19 protein-coding genes and 3 pseudogenes are annotated in these 20,707 nt (G+C 59.6%); 11 read left to right on the top strand and 11 right to left on the bottom strand.

The window, feature by feature from the left end:
- Positions 1 to 11: 11 nt before the first annotated feature.
- The 4 genes from EDF70_RS26860 to traA are packed head-to-tail and all read right to left on the bottom strand — an operon-like array spanning position 12 to position 5,981.
- Positions 12 to 617 (bottom strand): TraH family protein, encoded by a 606-nt coding sequence (locus tag EDF70_RS26860; RefSeq protein WP_132280359.1) that lies wholly within the window; start codon positions 615 to 617, stop codon positions 12 to 14.
- Positions 618 to 644: 27 nt separating this feature from the next.
- On the bottom strand, positions 645 to 1,808 hold the full coding sequence (locus EDF70_RS26855) for a conjugal transfer protein TraB (RefSeq protein ID WP_132280356.1): 1,164 nt from the start codon (positions 1,806 to 1,808) through the stop codon (positions 645 to 647).
- The gene (traF, locus tag EDF70_RS26850; protein ID WP_245519384.1) at positions 1,798 to 2,331 is read right to left on the bottom strand and encodes a conjugative transfer signal peptidase TraF; all 534 of its coding nucleotides are present in this window, start codon (positions 2,329 to 2,331) and stop codon (positions 1,798 to 1,800) included. The genes EDF70_RS26855 and traF overlap by 11 nt, the downstream gene beginning before the upstream one ends.
- A gap of 17 nt (positions 2,332 to 2,348) precedes the next feature.
- Positions 2,349 to 5,981 (bottom strand): Ti-type conjugative transfer relaxase TraA, encoded by a 3,633-nt coding sequence (traA, locus tag EDF70_RS26845; RefSeq protein ID WP_132280350.1) that lies wholly within the window; start codon positions 5,979 to 5,981, stop codon positions 2,349 to 2,351.
- A gap of 252 nt (positions 5,982 to 6,233) precedes the next feature.
- Here traA and traC point away from each other — a divergent pair, with 252 nt between their 5' ends.
- The 3 genes from traC to traG are packed head-to-tail and all read left to right on the top strand — an operon-like array spanning position 6,234 to position 8,662.
- The gene (gene traC / locus EDF70_RS26840; protein WP_132280473.1) at positions 6,234 to 6,506 is read left to right on the top strand and encodes a conjugal transfer protein TraC; all 273 of its coding nucleotides are present in this window, start codon (positions 6,234 to 6,236) and stop codon (positions 6,504 to 6,506) included.
- A 4-nt stretch (positions 6,507 to 6,510) separates the two neighbouring features.
- Positions 6,511 to 6,723, top strand: coding sequence for a type IV conjugative transfer system coupling protein TraD (gene traD, locus EDF70_RS26835; protein ID WP_132280347.1), 213 nt, complete (start codon positions 6,511 to 6,513; stop codon positions 6,721 to 6,723).
- A complete protein-coding gene (traG, locus tag EDF70_RS26830) occupies positions 6,713 to 8,662 on the top strand; it encodes a Ti-type conjugative transfer system protein TraG (RefSeq protein WP_132280470.1) in 1,950 nt (649 codons plus the stop codon). The genes traD and traG overlap by 11 nt, the downstream gene beginning before the upstream one ends.
- A gap of 49 nt (positions 8,663 to 8,711) precedes the next feature.
- On the opposite strand, the gene EDF70_RS26825 is transcribed toward traG, so the two are convergent.
- Positions 8,712 to 9,665 (bottom strand): choline ABC transporter substrate-binding protein, encoded by a 954-nt coding sequence (locus EDF70_RS26825; RefSeq protein WP_132280344.1) that lies wholly within the window; start codon positions 9,663 to 9,665, stop codon positions 8,712 to 8,714.
- A gap of 287 nt (positions 9,666 to 9,952) precedes the next feature.
- On the opposite strand from EDF70_RS26825, the gene EDF70_RS26820 reads away from it, so the two are divergent.
- On the top strand, positions 9,953 to 10,231 hold the full coding sequence (locus EDF70_RS26820; RefSeq protein ID WP_132280342.1) for an HU family DNA-binding protein: 279 nt from the start codon (positions 9,953 to 9,955) through the stop codon (positions 10,229 to 10,231).
- A gap of 340 nt (positions 10,232 to 10,571) precedes the next feature.
- Positions 10,572 to 10,727: pseudogene (locus EDF70_RS30490) on the top strand (IS110 family transposase); the annotation flags it as partial.
- Positions 10,728 to 10,756: 29 nt separating this feature from the next.
- On the opposite strand, the pseudogene EDF70_RS30675 reads toward EDF70_RS30490, so the two are convergent.
- Positions 10,757 to 10,963 (bottom strand): annotated as a pseudogene (locus EDF70_RS30675) (SDR family NAD(P)-dependent oxidoreductase); the annotation flags it as partial.
- Positions 10,964 to 11,174: 211 nt separating this feature from the next.
- On the opposite strand from EDF70_RS30675, the gene EDF70_RS26810 reads away from it, so the two are divergent.
- Together EDF70_RS26810 and EDF70_RS26805 are read left to right on the top strand one after the other, a co-directional pair.
- Positions 11,175 to 11,465 (top strand): hypothetical protein, encoded by a 291-nt coding sequence (locus EDF70_RS26810; protein WP_132280339.1) that lies wholly within the window; start codon positions 11,175 to 11,177, stop codon positions 11,463 to 11,465.
- Between the two features lie 19 nt (positions 11,466 to 11,484).
- Positions 11,485 to 12,699: an IS701 family transposase gene (locus tag EDF70_RS26805; protein ID WP_132280467.1), complete on the top strand. Its 1,215-nt coding sequence runs from the start codon at positions 11,485 to 11,487 to the stop codon at positions 12,697 to 12,699.
- Between the two features lie 72 nt (positions 12,700 to 12,771).
- Here the strand turns inward: EDF70_RS26805 and EDF70_RS26800 are convergent, their stop codons facing one another.
- Positions 12,772 to 12,981: a hypothetical protein gene (locus EDF70_RS26800; protein WP_132280336.1), complete on the bottom strand. Its 210-nt coding sequence runs from the start codon at positions 12,979 to 12,981 to the stop codon at positions 12,772 to 12,774.
- A gap of 42 nt (positions 12,982 to 13,023) precedes the next feature.
- Between EDF70_RS26800 and EDF70_RS26795 the strand changes: the two genes are divergently transcribed.
- A complete protein-coding gene (locus EDF70_RS26795; RefSeq protein WP_245519383.1) occupies positions 13,024 to 13,485 on the top strand; it encodes an AraC family transcriptional regulator in 462 nt (153 codons plus the stop codon).
- Between the two features lie 605 nt (positions 13,486 to 14,090).
- On the opposite strand, the gene EDF70_RS26790 is transcribed toward EDF70_RS26795, so the two are convergent.
- The 3 genes and pseudogenes from EDF70_RS26790 to EDF70_RS26780 all read right to left on the bottom strand — a co-directional run bounded on the left by EDF70_RS26790 (position 14,091) and on the right by EDF70_RS26780 (position 16,387).
- The gene (locus EDF70_RS26790) at positions 14,091 to 14,399 is read right to left on the bottom strand and encodes a DUF736 domain-containing protein (protein ID WP_113240827.1); all 309 of its coding nucleotides are present in this window, start codon (positions 14,397 to 14,399) and stop codon (positions 14,091 to 14,093) included.
- Between the two features lie 683 nt (positions 14,400 to 15,082).
- A pseudogene (locus tag EDF70_RS26785) lies at positions 15,083 to 15,220 on the bottom strand (zincin-like metallopeptidase domain-containing protein); the annotation flags it as partial.
- Positions 15,221 to 15,442: 222 nt separating this feature from the next.
- Entirely contained in the window at positions 15,443 to 16,387 is a 945-nt protein-coding gene (locus tag EDF70_RS26780) for a LysR family transcriptional regulator (protein ID WP_132280330.1), read from the bottom strand.
- 132 nt (positions 16,388 to 16,519) lie between these two features.
- On the opposite strand from EDF70_RS26780, the gene EDF70_RS26775 reads away from it, so the two are divergent.
- Positions 16,520 to 17,239, top strand: a complete 720-nt coding sequence (locus EDF70_RS26775; RefSeq protein WP_132280327.1) for an SDR family oxidoreductase — start codon at positions 16,520 to 16,522, stop codon at positions 17,237 to 17,239.
- 215 nt (positions 17,240 to 17,454) lie between these two features.
- Here the strand turns inward: EDF70_RS26775 and EDF70_RS30110 are convergent, their stop codons facing one another.
- The gene (locus EDF70_RS30110; protein ID WP_165932155.1) at positions 17,455 to 17,619 is read right to left on the bottom strand and encodes a hypothetical protein; all 165 of its coding nucleotides are present in this window, start codon (positions 17,617 to 17,619) and stop codon (positions 17,455 to 17,457) included.
- A 668-nt stretch (positions 17,620 to 18,287) separates the two neighbouring features.
- On the opposite strand from EDF70_RS30110, the gene EDF70_RS26770 reads away from it, so the two are divergent.
- Together EDF70_RS26770 and EDF70_RS26765 are read left to right on the top strand one after the other, a co-directional pair.
- On the top strand, positions 18,288 to 19,235 hold the full coding sequence (locus EDF70_RS26770; RefSeq protein WP_132280324.1) for a DUF808 domain-containing protein: 948 nt from the start codon (positions 18,288 to 18,290) through the stop codon (positions 19,233 to 19,235).
- Between the two features lie 697 nt (positions 19,236 to 19,932).
- Positions 19,933 to 20,583: an alpha/beta family hydrolase gene (locus EDF70_RS26765; RefSeq protein WP_132280321.1), complete on the top strand. Its 651-nt coding sequence runs from the start codon at positions 19,933 to 19,935 to the stop codon at positions 20,581 to 20,583.
- The last annotated feature ends 124 nt before the right edge of the window (positions 20,584 to 20,707 follow it).

The following is a 20,707-nucleotide window of genomic DNA, read 5'->3' as shown; positions in this document are numbered from 1 at the left end:
CCGCAACACCTCTATTGACGATCTCCCTGTATCCGGGACAGGTCGACACGCATGCCGACGTCCGGGACGGCATCGTCAGACAGCGGTTGCCTTGCGGGAACGCTTGCATTGAAGAGAGGAGACCGGGGAGGAACCGCCTCCCCGGTGAAAAACGTCGGGCCGCCAGGATCATCGGCCTTGAAGATGTTTTCTCCCTCGAAACTGCCGTTTCGCCAGGCAACCACTGCGTCATCAAACAGTTGCGGCAAGAGTTCCGGATTGGTCGGTTGCCCGTACCATTGGGTCACGATGCGCGCGACTTTCGCGAACAAGGCGGTGCCCGTGCGTAGGTTTTCGCACGGTTCGAATAAACTTGCCTGCATATGGGAAACATCACGGATGCCTAAGCCGGCGGGAAATTGGGTCAGCCCGACCCTGACCATCGCGTGCCCCGCATACTCCTTGACCACTGCCAATGCGCCTTCGGTTGATTGAGGTTTCGGGATCAGCACCAGCCGGCCATCTGCCTTGATCGTTATGGCTAGAGGGTCGTCTGACCCGGCCGCCGCAACAAACTGCTCGACGATAGCCGGCGTTAATGCCGGATCGCGGCATTTGTCTATCAGCTCCGCATCCATTTGATCTCTCCCGCTTGAGTGTCGGCATCAGGTATTGAAGGACATAACGAAAGGTCGGTCGAAGAGGCGGGCCCAGGCCTCGACGCTCATGCGCTGGATTTCGACAACGGAAGTGCCTTGCGTCCACCAGCCGTTACCAACGGCGACGATCATGTCCGGGTCATGCAGCATGGATTGCAAGATCGGCCAGACAAGGAGTTGCTCGTAGCAGATCAGCGGCGCGGACTTCATCCCGGCAATGTAGACCACAGGATTAGCGAAAAAGTGCGCGCGGGCTCCCCCGCTTTGCCCGGCCAGTTGGCGCCACGGCTGCCACATCGAACCTGGCACCGGGATCCGCTCGCGGTAAACGATATCGCTGCGCTGTCCGGTAATCTGGACAAGGACATTGTCGTAACCGGTTTCGTCGACGACAACAGCACCTGCGACAACGGTCATTGTGCTGCTTTTCGCATATGTCTGCCAAAGGGCTGCGGCAGATGGCGTCCAAAAGCCGAGAGTGCTTTCCGGAAGGACGACGATCCGGTCTCGAACCTTGCTTCGGCCGATCGATGCACGGAGCTGACGATGATAGGCAAGGCCCGCGTCTCGACCCAATCTTTTCCCGAGTTGGAGGTCGACACCTTGCCAATCGCGCCCTATCTGCGGCTGCGTCCAGAATGCGGCGGACCAGAGCCAGCAACCTGCGAAGGTGATGGCAGCAGCTGGCCAGTATCGCGTCGTCATGATCGATAGGCCGGATGCCATTGCTAACAGACCGAGCCAGTCCCATCCAGCAAGGATGACACCTGCCGCCGTAATTGGGTGGGCCCAGCCAAGAATGCCGAATGGCGGAAGAGCCATGAGGACCATGGCGATGAGGTAGGCCAATACGCTTCGAACACCCAGTCGCCCCGTCCAGAGCACGGAATGGACAGAGACAAAGCCGCTGAACGCCAGAAGCCACAAGACCAGTCCAGGCCAAATGTCCGATTGATAGAAGGCCGCAACGCCTTGCGGCAAACTCCGCGACGCCGCCAGGAAATATCCCGTAGACACAAGCGCCGCAGAAGTCCGATCCGGCGCCCGTGACCACAGATAGGGGAAGGCGATAGAGACCGGCAAGAGCAACAGATAGCCGCTCCATCCAATCCAGCCGCATGCGACCGCGCCCGCGACCATGAGCGCTGCTCGTTGCCGATCATGGCGCATAGGTCAGGACCTCGCGCGCCAATCCGAGGATCCCGGAAACCGGAACCGGGCCGAAATATCGACTGTCCCAAGACCCCGGGAACGGAGAGTGGATAAACACCTGCCCAAGCGGCACGGTACCACCGGAATATGGTCGTAGCGGCCGGTCACGACCGTCAAGCTCGACGAGTCGGGAATTGTCGAGGACTGCTCCATCAATCGATACGCTACTGGCAATTTCGACCTGCTGCCCGGCGACAGCAACAACGTGCTTGATGAGCGGTCCAGTTCCACCGGCGCAGAGCCCCCGCCGCAGATAGCCTCGCGATATCCCCTCCCTGCGCTCGACGGTGTCTGGCATGCAGACGAAGACGAGATCACTGATTTCGACGGGGCGATTGACCGGCACGATGCGCCAGAGCCCTAGCGGCTCGCTTGGCGTGGTGTTGACCCTGATGCCAGCACCAAAGCCCATCACCAGGACCGCTGCAAGGCTTAGAAGGGCGCCAAGCAGAATGACCGCCACGCGTCTGGAACGACGCATGTTCAATGGCTCGGCACTCATTTCAGGGAGAGCCCAGTGGTCTTGGTCTGGCGCATGATCTCCGCCTGCTTTAGGGCGGTCACCGTCCGCTCATGGGCGGATAGTTGCTGAACAGTCCGCATCGTATTCCAGGACGATTGCAGCTCGGCCTTCTGAGCCGGCGCCATGCCGCCGGAAAGCTTCTCAAACACCTTGCCATCCGCGTCTTTTGCCGCGAGCGGCAGGAAGGATCTTTCCCCGAAACGTTCGGAGACGGCTCTCGCAAATCCTTCCAGTTCGGCCTTCACTTGTCTGTCGGCGAGGGCGTATTCCAAGCCGGAGGGGAGAGCATTTCGGTCGATGGCATCGCGCACCCGCTCTAGGGTCTGCTTGGCCGCGCCGGAGAGCGCGGGGATATCGATCGAGACCTTCAAGCGAACAGCACGCTCCTCCGCCTCATAGCGACGTTCGGCTTCAGCCCGTTTGCGCAGGTACCCGTCCAGATCACGCGCCAGTGCCGGGACGTTTACGAGCGCGGTCTCTCGCGCTTGGACTTCTGCCTTGCCGGCGAAAAGGCCGGTCTTGCCCTTCAACGAACCAAAACTTTCCGGCAGCTTAAAAATCGTCGCAATCGTTGTTTTCGCGATCTCGGGGCTTCCGACCATGGCATCGACATTCACCGCATTGAACGCCGCCTGCGGATCGGCATAGACGAGGTGGAAGCGGGCCGAGACCTCCTGCCATTGGCTCTTCAAGGCGGGATCGGCCGAGACCTTGTCCTCGACAGATTTTTCGATCGATTTCGCAAATGTGGTGATACCGGCAACCATGGGCGTCCTATCCTTCTGGATGACAGAGTTGGTCTGATTTCGGGTTTCGGAGGCGCTACGAACGCGGGGCTCCTCGGCGACGCCAGGACCCAATCCAAGCCGGGTTCCGATGGCGGTAAGCCGCGAGATGAGATCGGTCAGCTTTCCCTTCTGGCGGATGGTCCACTGCAGGCGATCGCGCAGCAGGGTGCGACCGACATTCATCAGATGCAGGCCGCGCGCGTTCGCAAACTGAAGTGCCGCGCGATAGGAAGAAGCATCCTCGTAGTCGAGCGTGGTCTCCTTCGATCCGTCGCGTGACAGGCGTTCATGCATTCTCGCCATCGCCAGCTCCTCGACGGGGACGACCTTCCACGAATTGCGATCAGCCTCGGTACCGTCAGGCAGCGTGACGCGCTGCGATCCGAGATGCTTGAGACCAATGCGATCTCCGATCTCGACTTTCGATTCATTGATCGCGCGGGCAAGATCGACACCCCAAACAGTCCGCTCCTGTCCATCGGCAAAGCCGAGCGTGACATAGTAGCTGGCCCGGTTTTCCGGCTTGTGCTCGTAGGGGGCGTCCCCGTGCGCGAGAAGCACCCCACCGCGCCGCTGGGCGAACTCTTCCAGGCCGACATAGAGCTCGGCCGTTTCGCGGTGGCGGGTCATGGCGACATAGGAAAGGTGCCTGTCCAGCGTGCTCGATGCCAAGACCTTGACGCGATCGACAGTGGCGCCCTGGCTCTTGTGAACCGTGGTGGCATAGCCATGATCGAGATTGGCATAGAAGCGCTGTTCGACCACGACCTCACGACGATCATCGCCACCACCGATCTCGGCAACAATACGCCCGGGCTGCGCTTCGACCACGCGGGCCAACATGCCGTTCTTGACGCCGAGCGAACCCTCGTTCTTCAGGAAGACGATCTGGTCGCCGGCTGCGAATTGTCGGTGACCATTTTCCGTCTCGAAGGTGTGTCCGGTATCGATGAGGCCGCGCTCGATAAGCTTGCCGCGGGCCATTTCGTTCAACATTCGCACGTCGAGGCGGCGGTGCGCGAGGATCAACGAGGAACTGGCCGGATTGAATTCGCGGTCCCAGTCGGCAATCAAAGTCGTGATCGCCTCGTCCTTTGTCCAGCCTGTTCGAACCATGCCCTGGCCCGCGTAAGCGGCGAGCGCAGACGACACGTTACCGCGGGCAAAATCGAGCGACGCATCACGCATCCACTGCTCGCGCTGACGATAGATCGTTTCGAGCTCTGAATATCCGATCTGCTGGGAAATCGCGCGGAAAGCAGCGCCCGCCTCGATTGGTTGGAGCTGATCGGGATCACCGACGAGAACGAGTTTCGCGCCTGACATCGTGGCCGCCTCGACGAGGTGCGCCATCTGCCGTGAGGAGACCATGCCGGCCTCGTCGAGCACCATGACGGTCTTGTCGTCGAGATGGTCGCGGTTCTGATCCCAGCGCAGTTCCCAGGCAGACAGAGTGCGGGATGCAATGCCCGCTTCCTTCTCCAGGCCCTCTGCGGCCTTGCCGGCAAGGGCTGCGCCGACAACGCGATATCCGGCCGCCTCCCAGGCTTCGCGTGCGGCCTTCATCATTGTCGTCTTGCCGGCACCGGCGCGCCCGACAACGGCGGCAATTCGCTCTGAGCCAGCGATATGCTCCACCGCCGATTTCTGCTCCTCCGAAAGACGGCCATGCCGTTCGAAAGTCTGGGTCAGGACCTGGGCTGCAACATGATGAGAGCGCTGCCGCGCGAGCCACAATGCCCTGTTCGCCATCTCCGCTTCGATGCGGATAAGATCGTGCGTCGTGTATTTCGCCGGCGACCGGGCACCCGTCGAAAACGAGATCCGCTCTCTATCCAGCCGCAGCGCATCCGGATGCTGCAAAACCCGCGCCATCAAATCCTGGAACAGGGCTGGATCATCGACGTAGCGGTGCAAAACCTTGGCGACGTCTCGCTCGTCGAAGACGCTTTTTTCGCGGGTGATGAGATCGAGGACGAGACCGGGATCGCGATGGATCCTCCGCGCATTTTCCTCGCGGCGCTCTTCCTGAAGCTCGATCCGTTCCAGCTTTACCGAAGCGGCCGGCGCGGTCTCACTCGCGCCATCCGCCTTCCGCTCGATCGCCGTCGCACCGACCCCGACGTGAATGGTTGGCTCCAGCGAGATGCCTTGCTTTTCGAAGGAACGGCCATCGACCCTGATGTCGAGGCCGGCAAGGGCAAGATGCCGGTTCTGGCAGGCAAACCATCCGTCGCGAAAGGCGTTAAAATCATCGGCACCGCCGGCCCAAAGCTCATAGACGATATTCCCGGCACCGTTGCGCTGCGGCTTTCCATCGGGACCGGGGACTGCAACCTTCTTCGGCCCGAACCCGTCGTCGATCAGCGGCCGCAGCGTCGTCATCAGATGGATATGCGGATTGCCGGGCGCATCGTGATAGACCCAGTCGGCGACCATGCCGCTGGCCGTGATATGCCGTTCGACGAAATCCCTGACCAGCGCGATATTCTGTTTGGCTGACAGCTCGATCGGCAGGGCTATGGTGACGTCCTTCGCCAGCTGAGCATCGGACCGCTTCTCGAAAACCTCGACCTTGTTCCAGAAAGCCTCGGACACACCTGAGATGGATCGATTGGCCACCATTACCCGCAGCCAGCCCGGCGCGTCCTCAGGAATGACGAACTCCTCATGCAAGAGCCCCTGCTTAGCGCGATAGTCGATCGTCCTTGCTTCCCGCTCGAAATCCATTTTCGCGCAGTGCCGGTAGGCCGCGGACAGCACGGCGCTGCGGCCGGAACCACGGGCGACGATGCTGACTGAGAAATGTGGGACGGCCACTAGCTAATCTTCCCCATTTTACGAACGTTTCCAATCTGTTCGAAGATAGAGGCGGCCCCGCAAATCCGCTCTTTCGAGCACGTCGCGTCAGCGACGTATAATTGCGCCCTTGGATCCGCTTCTTCGAAACGGCGGGATCATTCGCCAAAAGCTGGCGCTTTGGCGAGGTGCAAATCTGCATCTTTCCAGCGGTAGAAAATGCGGGGCACGGTTCGTCTCCATCGAACCATCAGCAACGAGGAAGCCAAGCCCATGAAGAAGCCAACTGCCAAAATCCGGGAAGAAATTGCTCGCCTGCAGGAGAAGCTGAAGGAGGCGGAAACACGTGACGCCGAGCGCATCGGTCGGATCGCGATACGGGCAGGCCTCGGGGAGATCGAGATCGAAGAGGCCGACCTTTTGTCCGCGTTCGAGGAGGTCGCCGGCCGCTTTCGCGAAGGAACGAAACCCGCCCAAGGACGCAAGCCTGCGACCACGTCGCCGAACGGCGCTGGCGAGGCTGCGGTCCAATCTCCTGAGGCTTGAGCGCATGCAGAAGATGACTGCGACCGAAGCCCGCAAGAAAGACGCGCGGGAGAAAATCGAACTCGGCGGACTGATCGTCAAGGCTGGCCTCCGCTACGAGAAGCGTGCGCTGCTGCTCGGGCTCCTGATCGATGCCGGCGCGCGGATCAAGTCGGACGAGGCGGAGCGAAGCCGCCTGAGTGAACTCGGTGCGAAGGCATTCGCCGATGACGCCTAGGAAGATACTTGTCGCAAGCATTCCGGCCATTGCCATGACTGCCATTTGTTTGGGCCTGCCCGGCATCGAACGGTGGCTCTCAGCGTTCGGTACGACCGATCAGGCAAAGCTGATGCTCGGGCGGATCGGGCTGGCATTGCCCTATGTGCTCGCCGGCGCCTGCGGTCTCCTGTTTCTCTTCGGAACCAGGGGCTCAATCAACGTTAGGGCGGCCGGTTGGAGCGTCGCCGCGGGCGGCTTCGGCGTGGTCATCGTCGCAGCAATCAGGGAGGGCTCACGCCTGTTTGCGTTTGCCGAGCAAGTCCCCACCGAAAGGACGCTGCTCTCCTATGCCGATCCTTCAACCATCGTGGGAGCGGGCGCAGCACTGCTCACCACATTCTTCGCGCTGCGCGTCGCCAGGATGGGCAATGCGGCCTTTTCGCGAAGCGAGCCGCGTCGCATCCGTGGCAAGCGCGCCCTGCACGGGGAGGCGGACTGGATGCGGATGCAGGAGGCGGAGAAGCTCTTTGCGGAAACGGGCGGTATCGTCATCGGCGAGCGTTATCGTGTCGACCGGGACGATCCGGCGGCGACGGCGTTTCGACCGGGTGAGCCGACAACCTGGGGCAAGGGTGGCTCCGCGCCGCTGTTGTGTTTCGACGGCTCGTTCGGCTCGTCGCACGGGATCGTCTTCGCCGGTTCGGGTGGTTTCAAGACGACGTCTGTGACCGTCCCCACCGCTCTCAAATGGGGCGGCTCGCTCATCGTGCTCGATCCGTCCAACGAGGTCGCGCCGATGGTGACGGAGCACCGACGCAAGGCGGGGCGGCGCGTCATTGTCCTCGACCCGACGAATGCAGGTTCTGGCTTCAATGCGCTCGACTGGATCGGTCGCCATGGCGGCACAAAGGAAGAGGATATCGCCGCCGTCGCGTCATGGATCATGAGCGACAGCGGTCGCGCGACCGGCGTCCGCGACGACTTCTTCCGTGCATCTGGTCTCCAGCTTCTGACAGCGATGATCGCCGACGTCTGCCTTTCCGGACATACGGACGCGAAGTACCAGACCCTGCGCCAGGTCCGCGCCAATCTGTCGGAGCCTGAGCCGAAGCTTCGCGCGCGCCTGCAAGAGATCTACGATAATTCCGCATCCGACTTCGTGAAGGAGAATGTCGCCGCCTTCGTCAACATGACACCGGAAACGTTCAGTGGGGTCTACGCCAATGCGATCAAGGAGACGCACTGGCTGAGCTACACGAACTACGGCGCGCTGGTGTCCGGGTCCAGCTTCTCCACCGATGCACTGGCAGACGGCGAGACCGACGTGTTCATCAATATAGACCTCAAGACCTTGGAGACCCATGCCGGGCTGGCGCGCGTCATCATCGGCTCCTTCCTCAACGCAATCTACAACCGCGATGGAGCGATCAAAGGCCGGGCATTGTTTCTCCTCGATGAGATTGCAAGGCTCGGTTACATGCGGGTGCTGGAGACAGCGCGTGATGCCGGACGAAAGTACGGCATCACGCTGACGATGATCTACCAGTCCATCGGCCAGCTGCGGGAAACCTATGGTGGGCGCGACGCGTCCAGCAAGTGGTTCGAGAGCGCCAGCTGGATCTCATTCGCCGCGATCAACGACCCGGAAACAGCTGACTATATCTCGCGTCGGTGCGGCACGACCACGGTCGAAATCGATCAAATCAGCCGCAGCGTCCAATCGCACGGATCGTCTCGGACGCGTTCAAAGCAAATGGCCGCCCGGCCGCTGATTCAGCCGCATGAGGTCCTGCGAATGCGCGCCGACGAACAGATCGTCTTCACGGCGGGCAATGCGCCGCTGCGATGCGGTCGCGCGATGTGGTTCCGTCGGCGGGACATGACACCCTGTGTCGGCCAAAACAGGTTTCACACAGATCAGCAGGCCGACCATACGAAGCCAACCGGCCTCTTGTGACGTAGCGACTGAAGGAAGCCAGCGATGCTGCTTCCTTCAGTCGACTGGGTCAGAGGCCCAGTTCAGACTTGACGGCTTCAAGTCCGGGCTTGCCATCTGCTGTGGTTACGCCCGCAAGCCACGGTTCGATCGCTGCGCCGTTCGCCTTCAACCAGGTTGTGGCTGCGTCTTCGGCGTCTTCACCGTCATTGAGGATGCTACCCATGATCTCGTTTTCCATCGGCAGGGAAAATTTCAGGTTCTTGAGGAAAGCACCGACGTTCGGGCATTCCTGCAAATAGCCGGCGCGTACATTGGTGCGCACTTCGGCGCCCCCGAAATTGGGGCCAAAGACATCATCGCCACCAGTCAGATAGGTCAGCTTGAACGCGGCATTCATCGGATGCGGTTCCCATCCGAGAAAAACGATCGCGTCACCCGCCCTGTCGGCGCGCATGACCTGAGCCAGCATGGCCTGCTCCGAAGACTCGACGATATCGAGTGCCCCGAGCCCGAAATGGTTCTTCTTGATCATGCCGAGGATCAGACGGTTGCCGTCATTGCCTGGCTCGATCGCATAGATCTTGCCGCCAAGCGCGTCGGCGTGCGTAACAATGTCCTTGAAGTCCTTGATGCCGAGCTCGGCGCCTTTTGCGTTGGTGGCGAGCGTGTATTTGGCTCCAACGAGATTGGCGCCGAGCGTCTCGACGCTTTTATCCTCGATATAGGGGCGGATATCCGCTTCCATTGTAGGCATCCAGTTCCCGAGGAAGACATCGATGTCCTTGCTCTTCAACGACGAGTAGGTCACCGGCAAAGACAAGAGCTTGATTTGCGGCTTGTAACCCAACGCCTCAAGGACAACCGAGGCGGTTGCTGTCGTCGCCGAGATATCGCTCCAGCCAACGTCAGAAAACCGCACGGTTTGGCAGGCTGTCGGTTCCTGAGCCACAGTTGCGGTCGCGCTGCCGATGAGGGAAGCGGCGATTGCCGTGGTAGCAGCCAAGATTGATTTGATGCGCATGTTTTCCTTGCTCCATTTCAGGTGAGGGTCGTACCAGCGCGCAAACCGCAGATGCAAGCATACAGTCCGGGCCTGAAGACGACCTCATCCGGATCTGCATCGCAGCTGCAAGCGTCAAAGTGCCCGCATAAACAGGAAGGAGCGCAAGCAAAGTGGAAGGGGAATTTACTGCCTGCGCATACGCGATTTCGTGTGGAGAACCCTCCGGATTCCACGAAGCAGCGCGGTGACGGCGTGACAGAATCACGTCTCGATGGAACGGTTCGGACATCAACGAAGGAAAAATCATGACCACGACCAATGAAATCGCAGACAAGATCGCGTCCGAGCACGGGCTGACCAAGGTTCAGGGCAAGGCGATCGTCGAAGCCGTCTTTGCCGCAATTACCGATGCCGCGACGTCCGGGGCGGAAACCTCGATCCCTGGCTTCGGCAAATTCAAGGTAAAGGATACGCCGGAACGTGAAGGCCGCAACCCTTCCACCGGCGCCACGATCAAGGTCGCGGCGGCAAGGAAGCTCGCCTTCCAGCCGGCGAAAGCCCTGAAAGACACCCTGAACAAATAACAGGCGCGACTTGCGCGCCGCCACGTTTCTCAACGTGCATGGCCCTGCCTGGCGGCAGGGCTTTTTGTAGGGCGTGATCCAAGCGATAAGAAAATAAGAGCTTCCCGCGCCGGTCATCTGGATAAATTGTAATCTTCGTGGCACATATCGGCGATATTTGTAGTGCGAAGGCGACAAATGCCAACACCTCACAATCCACCCGCCGCTGTAAGGCGCGCTCTTCGCAAGCTCGGCGTGTTGATTTCCACTGAGAGCTGATGGAGTGGATGCCCCCTCCCGACGGCATCGCAATGTGCCAGAGTGATATCCGCGAGAACGTCACTTAGAGGAGAGAGCATCCATGAAGGAAGTTAGCATCGTCGGCCTGGACCTTGCAAAGCGGGTATTTCAGGTTCATGCCGCGGCAAGCGATGGAAGAGTGGTCTTGCGCAGGAAACTGTCGCGCGGCCAATTGGTCACCTTCTTTGCTGAACTGCCCAAATGCACTGTCGCGATGTCGATGTCCCAGCCCTGGGCCTGCTTGATGTCATAGGGATCGGTCAGATCAAGGCGTTCGATGCGGATTTTTTCGGACAGCCCCAGCGCCTTTACCTCTTCGCGAAGCGGGGTGACCTGCGACGACACCTGTGCCGTTGCGATGATGTGGTGGCCGTTCTTGGCCATACCGATGGCGGCCGCCTTGCCAAAGCCCGAACCGGCACCGGTGACGAGGATGGATTTTTGCTGGGTCATGTCTGATCTCCTTCGATTTTTGAGTGTCGGCGCGACGTTACGTCCGACGTGTTGGAGATAGCCTCTTCCTCTGTGGCCCGCCGTCTGCGGCTTGCGGCAACTGTTCCGAAATTGCGGTCGCGGTGCCTCCGTGCTAGAAAATTCTGCAAATCGATTGGTCGGGCTGCTTGTGAGGGGGCGAACACGGGTGACACGGGCACCAGCGCCAGCAATGCACATCAAGGATTCCGAGTACGCGCTCGACGGGATGGCACGCATCCTCGCCAGGCCATCGGTTACCATTTCCGATGGGCGGCGCGGCGACACTTTGATTACCGGACGCTGGCAGCACGGCCCTGTCCATAACACGCTCGGTGCACTCCCCGCGCACGTGATCGTTGCGCATCACGGCGGCGACGGCGACATGAGCTTACGCGGTTCGGCCGGCGTCAACTTTCGTGCACGTTCGCGTCGGGGCACGATCGTCATCATACCTAACATTACAGTTGCGATTTTTTGTTAATTCTGAATCTATGGTCTCCATGATTCGGAGGTCATGGATGATGGGTGCATCAATCGAGACAACGTTGGACCTGTGGGCATCGTCGCTGCGAGACGTGAAGGCTCGTATTCGCGGGCTGTTTACGCAGGAGCGCGTTGCAGCTTCGGCAAACCTTTTCCTGGATGGCTTACTGGGTGACGAGCGCCGTAAGACGGGCTGGATGCGGGCTGAGGCGGCTGGTGATTCAGGCCCTTGGAAGCAACAAGCTATTCTGGGTCGCGGACGGTGGGAGGCCGACGAACTCCGCGACATCGTGCGAGAGTATGTCATCGAGCAGCTTGCTACTGATGATGCAGTCCTTGTCATTGATGAGACCGGCTTTCTCAAGCAGGGTAAGGCATCCTGCGGAGTTTCGCGTCAATACACAGGTTCAGCGGGCAAGATAACGAACTGCCAGATCGGGGTGTTCGCCGCCTATGTATCAGCTCGCGGGCATGCCTTTATCGATCGAGCCCTCTACTTACCCAAGAGTTGGACCAGCGATCCCGCAAGGCTTGCCGCCGCTCATGTTCCTGAAGCTGTAACGTTTGGCACCAAGCCGGCCCTTGCCGTCGATATGATCGGGCGTGCGCTGGTAGCCGATGTGCCTTTTTCATGGGTGGCAGCAGATGCCGTGTATGGCGTCGGAGACGTCGAAGGAGCGCTGCGCCGAGCCTGCAAAGGTTATGTTCTGGGCGTTAAATCGGATCATCATTTTGGCTCTTGGTCCGGTAAGCCTTCCGTCGCAGGAACCGCTCTTGAGATTGCTCGTGATCTCGATCCAACTGCATGGCAGCGCCTTTCCGCCGGCGATGGCACAAAAGGCGCGCGGCTTCATGACTGGGCCTACTGCGAACTGGCCGATCTCGATGCCGACGAATACAGTGATACGCAAACCGGGCTTTGGACGCGTGGCTTGTTGATCCGGCGCAATATCAGCGATGGTGATCTTGCATTCTTCACGACCTGGTGTCCAACCGGAACAGGCATTCAGACGCTCGTTTCCGTCGAAGGTCACCGTTGGGCAATCGAAGATAGCTTCGAGACCGCCAAGAACGAGCTCGGTCTCGATCACAATGAGACCCGCTCGTGGCATGGCTGGCATCGCCATGTCTCTCTCGTCATGCTCGCCTTCGCAATGATGGCTGTGATCCGATATCGCGCCAATAACGCGGCGCCCCAAAAAAGACCGCGGATGAGAACCATCAAGATCTGATCCGCTGGTCCATCCAGGAGGTCCGACGCATTGCTAATAAGCTTGCCCAGAGGCGCATAAAGCCTGCCTACGTCATCGCATGGTCATGTTGGAGACGAGCGCATCAAGCTGCCGCCCGACGCGCTCACCTAAAATCAAAATCGCAACTGTAATGCTAAGGCGCAGGAGGGCCGCTGGGATATTGAAGGCACCTCGGATGTCAGCCACGTCTATCTGACCCACGAGCGCCTGCTCTCCACTGTCGAGGAACTGACGAATGGCCGCAACTTCGACCTGCTGCATCGTGTAGCCTTCGAAGACCCGACGGTCGTCCACCTGATCACGATGCTCAGCAACGAAGCGATGGCCGCGGGGCCCAGTTCGGGCCTGTTCGTCGAACAAGGACTTGACCTCCTCTGCACCCAGCTTGTGCGCGGTCATTCGAGCTTCGCGGCACTTCACGATCCTGCGGCAAGGCGTGGCGGGCTCGCCGAGTGGCAGGTCAAGCGCGTCATTGCCTACATGCGCAGCCGAATGGAGGAAGAGATCGGCCTCGATGAGCTCGCTGCCCTCATGCATCTCAGCCGCTTCCATTTCTGCACGGCATTCAAGAAGGCGACCGGGCGCAACCCACACGAAATGCTGACGATGATGCGCATCGCACGCGCACAGGAATTGCTCGCAGATCGGGACTTGCCGGTGACCGAAATCGGGCTTTGCGTCGGCTATCAGACGCCCTCATCCTTCGCAGCGAGCTTCCGCAGGATTGTGGGAATGAGCCCGAGTGAATTTCGCCGGCGGCTGTAGGCACGATCACGATACTCTCCAGAGAAGTGAGCCGCCCGACGCGGGGCGGGATGGGTTTACCTTTCCAAACGAAAGCTTGTCGGCAGCAACCGACCCCTTCAAACCAACACGTGGTTTATCGCGAATTAGCACTGTTGGAACGCTGCCTTCTCGATAGCTAACTTTGCCTTGGCACTTTCCAGCTCCGCCGCGATCTCCCGGCGCTCGTTCTGGTCGATAGATGCTGAAAGCTCGTATAGCTCGGCACGCAGTTCTTCGATGAGGAATTCGAGAGATTAGGTCATCTTCGTCTCCTTGACGTTTGCGAAAGATGACCAATGGCTCCAAGAAGGGTATGGCGGGGTCGGGGATCGCGACCGCGACCGGCTGAACCGGGGAGTGGGGGAGCCGATTTGCGGACGCTGCCCATCGGGCGGGTCGAGTAAATTGGGGGAACCGCTCATCCTTGAGGCCGTCCTGCTCATTTGGTACCATTCCGCATTATGAGCAACTTCCCCGCCCACCGTATGGCACCACGAAAGCCGAAACTGGCTCGACGCCAGGTCCGGCTTTGACCTCTCGGAAGAGGGGAAGGCCCCGCCTGTGGCGGAGCCTCGTGATGTCAATCAGTCCCGGTTCGAGCGAGACCAGATAAGCTGAAGGCCATCCTCGCCTTCGACCTCAGCAAGCGTTGCGTAGATCGGGGCCGGGAAGGAAGGATCGTCGAGCTTGACCGATAGGTAGTCGCGGCCCTGCTCAGAGGTCTTCTGCCAGGCTGCGCCGAGTTCAACGCTTCCGGCGTAGACGCGGAACTGCGGGCCTTTATCGGAGGGGTTTTCGACCCGGGCGATGCGCGCCTTGACGTTGAGGGCGAGAGTACGAATGGAGCCGGTGAAGCCGTTTTCGGTGGAGGTGAAGGTGCCGATGGTTGCCATTGTCCTATTCCTTTTCTGTGTTTCGGGCCGCGCCTATCGCGGCCTCGATGGCAGTCGCAAAGACCGGTGACGATCGGCCCGCACCTGATAAGGCCGCAATAAAATGGAGGGCGGCAAGGTGCAGATTTGTTAGTGGGAGAGGAGGAGGGCGCAGCCTTCCGGGGTAAGAAATCTGAACATTGTCGTTGCGGGAAGACGATCGAGGCGAAGCCGGTCTCCGGTCAGACATGCCACATCGAGCCCGCAGATGGGTTGCCGGAAACTCTGACGTCAAGGAAATGGCGATGGCGTTACGCCGCATTTGCCTTGGGGGCGCGAATGGCATCCTACACCACCCCAGACTTGCACCGTCGTTGCTGCAAGCTTCAATTGGCGGCGGCTGCTCCCCCCACCAATATTCGCGGCCTTGTCCACGATGCCCCATGCGATATCGTTGCAATTCGAGTCGCAAACTGGAGAGACTACGCGCCAGCAGACCAAGCCGTTCACAGTCGAACGAAAGTCATCCCGGAAACCAAGGCCAGATGCTGCAAAACCCTCGATCTGGGGAAGGCTGGATGCTGCCATCGCAAAAGGTCTCCAGGATCAGCAGGATGGGGAACCTCGCATTGTGGATCACGCGGCCGCCACCGGTGGTGCCGACCGCAATTCAGCGTCAGGCCGCAGCATTCAACTCCGCCTCCGGCTGCATGGAAGATCTCCCGCTTGTCATGGGCCAGCACCGAAAGCCACGACTGCAGGTAAGATGCGTGATCCGGTCGAGGCTCGAGCTCCGGCGTGATGCCGAGATTGGCGCAGAGGAAGCAACTGCCGAGCTCGGCGCCTTATCCTGACGGTGTCGAAGCTTCGAGGACCACTTTCGGCCGTTATCCGACTTCAGTGTAACCGAAAGATTCTTCTACGGAATGTGATGCCATGGTCAAAATACCGGCAAACCCAGCGCCAATTCGAACAAGCACGAGCAGTCTCTGCTTCGCGCGCGGTATCGTTAGAGTCATTTAGGCCATATCCGGCGGCGCCGTATTCACGCCCAGATAGAAATATTACTCTTCGTCAGATCCGCGTTTTGTTGGATATGCCGTCCTGCACACCGCCGAAAGAGTTTCGCGCAACCAACGATGAGCGGGGTCTACTTCGAGACGTGGATGCCAGATGGCGCAAACGCTTATTTCTTCCGTCTGGACCGGGAGCGTAAACGCCGTGACACCAAGATCAGTCGTGTAGTCGCCGATGATCGCGTTGCCGAGACAGGTCCTTGGGACCAGCGCAACGAGATCGGAGTTCCTGGCGATCCAGACGGCCTCGGGGTGGGACGGAACGGTGAGCGTAACCTCTCTGTGAAGTCCCCGTTGTTGGAGAGCAACATCGACAGGACCGGCCGTTATGCCTTTCCGCGTCACCACGACATGACGGCAAGCAGCATATCGCTCGGCGGTGACTTCCTCTTTCAAAAGCGGATGGTCTGCACGGCAGACGCCTACAAACCGATCTCTGAATAGAAGCTGTTGGCGCAGTTCCGGCGCGGTCGTTCCGAAAACGCCAACTTCGAGATCGATCAGGCCATCACGGAGCGGCTGTGCGTCCTTGTCGGGCTTCGGGACGAAGTGAAACCGAACTTTCGGAGCATGCTTGATTGCGGCCATGACGAGTGGCCCGGCAAGTGCCTGAACGAACCCCTCGCTTGCGCGCAGGACAAATGTTCGGTCCAGCGTGCTCAGGTCCAAAGACACCACCGACGGCTGGAGCACGGCTTGCGTGTCACGGGCGAGAGTGTGAACCCTCTCGACCAAACTTTCCGCATAGGGCGTAGGCGTCAGCGTCCTCCCTGCCTGCACCAACAACGGGTCACCCGTGGATTTGCGCAATCGGGCGAGCGTGCGGCTCATTGCCGATGGGCTCAGCCGCAAACGGCGCGCCGCTTTTGTCACACTCCTCTCGGAAAGGAGGACATCCAATGCCAGTAAAAGGTTCAGATCAACGCTCTGCATAGGCAGGATATATAGCGGACGTCATTGTTGGGAAGGCGTTCAACGCACACTTTGTTTGCCTTTCGCGCGTCTGGCGCAATCTCTCTTGAGCCTTAGATTAGGGACGTATGCAACAGTGGAAGCAATGCCATCATGACTATTTCTGACAGCGACCATTCCCGTCCCTCGCTTTTGCTTGTAGGCGCATCACGCGGGCTGGGTCTTGCGATCACCGCTGAATTCGCGAAACGAAACTGGATCGTCGTCGCGACCGTGCGCGACCGTGGCCAGCCGTCCGCTCTCCATGATCTCGCCCGAAAATACGCGGGCCGTATCGAGATCGAGACGGTGGACATAACGCAACCCGAGCAGGTCGGTGCGCTTCGGGCTCGACTGGTCAGCCGCAGCTTCGACATGTTGTTCGTCAATGCTGGAACCGCGAACAGGAATCAGGACGAAACAATTGCCGACGTTTCCACCGAAGAATTCGTTCGCGTCATGGTCACCAACGCCTTGAGCCCGATGCGGGCCGTCGAAAACCTTCAGGATGTCGTAAAGCCTGCCGGCCTTATCGGGATCATGTCTTCCGGCCAGGGCAGCGTCACCAACAACGAGAAAGGTGGCCACGAAGTCTACCGTGGCACGAAGGCGGCGCTGAACCAGTATATGCGAAGCTATGCCGCGAGGAACGCCGGTGGCGCCCGCGCCCTCGTTCTGATCGCGCCAGGCTGGATCAAGACCGAACTTGGAGGTGCGGCTGCGCCGCTTGCCGTCGAGGAAGCGGTTCCCCAAGTGGTCGATACGCTTCTTGAAAAGCAGGGAAAACCTGGCCTCGAATATCTCGATCGCATGGGTAAGACAGTCCCCTGGTGATGGGATAGATTGATAGGGAGAAACCTCCATGTAGCTGATCGGTATCGAAGAGCACTTTCTCACCCCTGAAGTGCGCAAGCTCTGGGCAGAACTCGGCCTCGACCGGAGTGATCCAAGCGTCGCCGTTCATTCGGGAGATGTGGAGCGTCGATTGTTTGATTTCGGTCGAGAACGGCTGGAGCTGATGTATGAAACCGGTTTAGACATTACCGCCCTCAGTCGGTTGGCTCCGAGCTCGTCAACGCGTCGAAAGCTGCTTTCTCCTCAGTGAGCTTCACCTCGACGATGGTCATCTCTGCTTTGATCTGTTGCCACTCATCCCAGTCAATGAAGGCTACTAGCTCGGCACGCAGTTCTTCAATCAGTGTTTCGAGTGACATTGTCATCGTTCCCGTTCTCCCTGAGTTTCGAAAGATGACGTTCTGGAGCGTAGAGACTGGCCTCGGTCAGGGATCGCGAACGCGAACGGCGGAGCCGAGGAGTGGGGGGGCCGATTTTGTGGGACGACTCTCGTCCGGCGCGCAAAATCGGGGGGACCGCTCATCCTTGAGACTGGTCGAGCGTCGCGCCAAAATGAGAAGATCTGAGCAGATCCAGTTCTCCGTATAATGCAACCGCCACCGCAAGCGTAACGGCGCGCAAGCGCCATCACGGATCAGCCGGCGTCAAGGCCAAGATCCGGGAGCAGCAATGAAGAGTATCGGAGCTTTCAGCATAGCGACGGCCGCAGCCGGGAAAGCGGGAATTCTCGATACGGTTTTGACCGGAAAATGGGCTGCCGCAGGAGCCTTAGCGAAGCGCCGCGCAGCGGAAGGCGGGACCGATCACCCCCGGCAAAACCGTTCCGCTCGGAACGCAAGCATTGGCTCTGCGCATTTCAGCGCAGCCGTAGGTGAAACGGCCACCGGTGTATCTCGCCGCATGCAAATCGCCCCGTGGCAAACAGTGTGGTGCGCAGAGGATTTCGCACGGGTGCGACCGTTCACCACCTAGCAAAAACCAATTACCCAACTAGATACACTGCGGAAATCTTTATAGGGAATGACGCGTGGCGACAGGGTTGATTGCACTTTTGGACGACGTTGCAGCCATTGCTAAACTGGCTGCTTCTTCACTGGACGATGTCGCTGCCCAGACTGCCAAGGCCAGCGTTAAGGCCGCCGGCGTCGTTATCGACGACACCGCCGTGACACCAACATATGTCGTTGGGCTGTCACCCAGCCGCGAGTTGCCCATCATCGGACGGATCGCGCTCGGCTCACTCAGGAACAAGCTGGTTTTGCTGCTGCCGATCTGCCTGCTGCTCGGATATTTTGCACCTTGGCTGATCACCCCGCTGCTGATGATCGGCGGCGCTTATCTGTGCTTTGAGGGCGTCGAAAAACTGCATGAAGCAATCAGCCCCCATGCAGCGCATGACGACAGCGTCGGCGAGACCGCGATGGATCCTAAGCAGCTGGAGGATCAAAAGGTGTCCGGTGCAATCCGCACGGATTTCATCCTCTCGGCCGAAATCATGGCCCTTACGCTCGCTGGCGTATCGACGTCGAACCTCGTGACACAGGCGGCCGTGCTGGCTGCGGTCGGCATTCTGATCACGGTCGTGGTTTATGGCGTGGTGGCTCTGATCGTGAAGGCAGACGATATCGGACTGCACCTCGCCGAGACGGGATCGGGTCCGACACGATCGTTCGGCCGCGGTCTCGTCAAAGGCACACCGGTTTTGCTGCAGGCACTCACCGTCATCGGTACGGCCGCAATGCTCTGGGTGGGCGGCAGCATCATCATCCACGGCCTGGCCGAATTCGGACTTCATGGCCCAGAACATTTCATTGAACATGTCGCGACAGTCGTGCAGCAAGCGGTCGGTGCCATCCCCGTAGTGGTTGGCTGGATCGCCACCTCGTTCCTGCAAGCGGTCCTCGGCATTGCGGTGGGCGCTCTGATCGTGCTTGCCCTTGGCATTTTCGGACCAAAGAAGGCGCATGCGAAGTAGCGCAGGCTTGCAAGCTTCCGAACCCTAAGTGCGGTATGACGCGACCATTAAAGCTGCAAAACGCGAAAACCCGCCGCGGGAGGAGGTGCGGCGGGTTTCGAAAAGTGACGTGCAGCTGGGAGGAGGAGTGCTGCCCGTCCGACCGGGACCGACTGGGAGGAGGAGTGTCGATCTCGATAATCCTTCGTAACCGAACCCGCCGGGGATCAGCAATGCGTGTTCATGCATGGCAGCCATGCGGCCTGTCGCCAGCGAGACAAAGCCTAGTTCGGCGACCACTGCGATTGATGGGAACAATCGGCCGGCTTCAGCGTTCAATAGGTAACCGGAAGCGCCCCGTCCCCCGCCCTTCATGCTTCCGGTCAAACTCTTCATCCCCCTCGAAGAGATATTCGGGTCCGGCATCAGACGATGCCGGACCCGATTGAGTTGAATGATCCATTGACTCTGCTAATATAAACAATATCGTCCGGCCAGTTCTGATGCGGCCTCGGCCTTCCAGAGCGTCGGCCCGGCATCTTGGGAGGGAGCCGGGCCTTTTCAGCTTACTTTTTCATTGCGGTATCGGTTATTGGGCGACGGCGCTGCTTGTCCCGCCGGGCACCAGAAAACCCGTATCGACGATCGCGTTGTGTCGTGTGGCGTGAAGGTCCCTGACAAACGGGACAGGAAAAATGATGAACCGAACGGAGGGATTATGAGCCACAAAAAAATCGTAACGGGTCCAGAACATGCGGCTGCTACAATCCTGCTCGCCCACGGTGCCGGAGGCGCCATGGACACCCGATGGATGGAGGACATGTCGGGCGCGCTGACGCGGAACGACTTTCAGGTCGTCCGGTTCGAATTCGAATACATGGCCGCGCGCCGCATCACCGGCAAGCGTAGCCCGCCTCCGCGCGCCGAGCACCTGCAGGACGAATTCATGGCCGTCGTTGAAGAGTTCGGCAGCCGAGCAAACCTGCTGATTGGCGGCAAGTCGATGGGTGGTCGCGTGGCCAGCATGATCGCTGACGATCTGCTGGACAAGGGCGCGATCGCCGGGCTGTTGTGCCTCGGCTATCCGTTCCACCCGATCGGCAAGCCGGAAGCACTGCGGACCGCTCACCTTACAGATTTACGGACGCCAACCCTCATCTGCCAGGGCACGCGCGACGCGTTCGGATTGAAAGAGGAAGTTCAGTCCTACGATCTTTCAGGCTCTATCGAATTGAATTGGCTTGAGGACGGCGATCACGACTTCAAGCCAAGAAAAGCGAAAACGGGTCTGACCGTTGTGGACAATATTGACACCGCCGCCCGACGCGCCAGCACATGGGCGCGCGGCCTAGAACAAGCAAAAGCATAAGGTAAAAAGTTGGCATCAATCGACGGCCCGCGCTTCCAGGCGATGTTGGAATGAGCGTCCGCACATGCCTCGATCGCGCAGCTGCGGGCGAGGTCGTTAAGCCGGCAGCTTTAAAGCTTCGACG

It is taken from the genome of Neorhizobium sp. JUb45 (assembly GCF_004343585.1).
GTDB lineage: Bacteria > Pseudomonadota > Alphaproteobacteria > Rhizobiales > Rhizobiaceae > Neorhizobium.
Note: the sequence above shows the minus strand (reverse complement) of the source record. Positions and strands in the feature narration are given on the sequence as shown.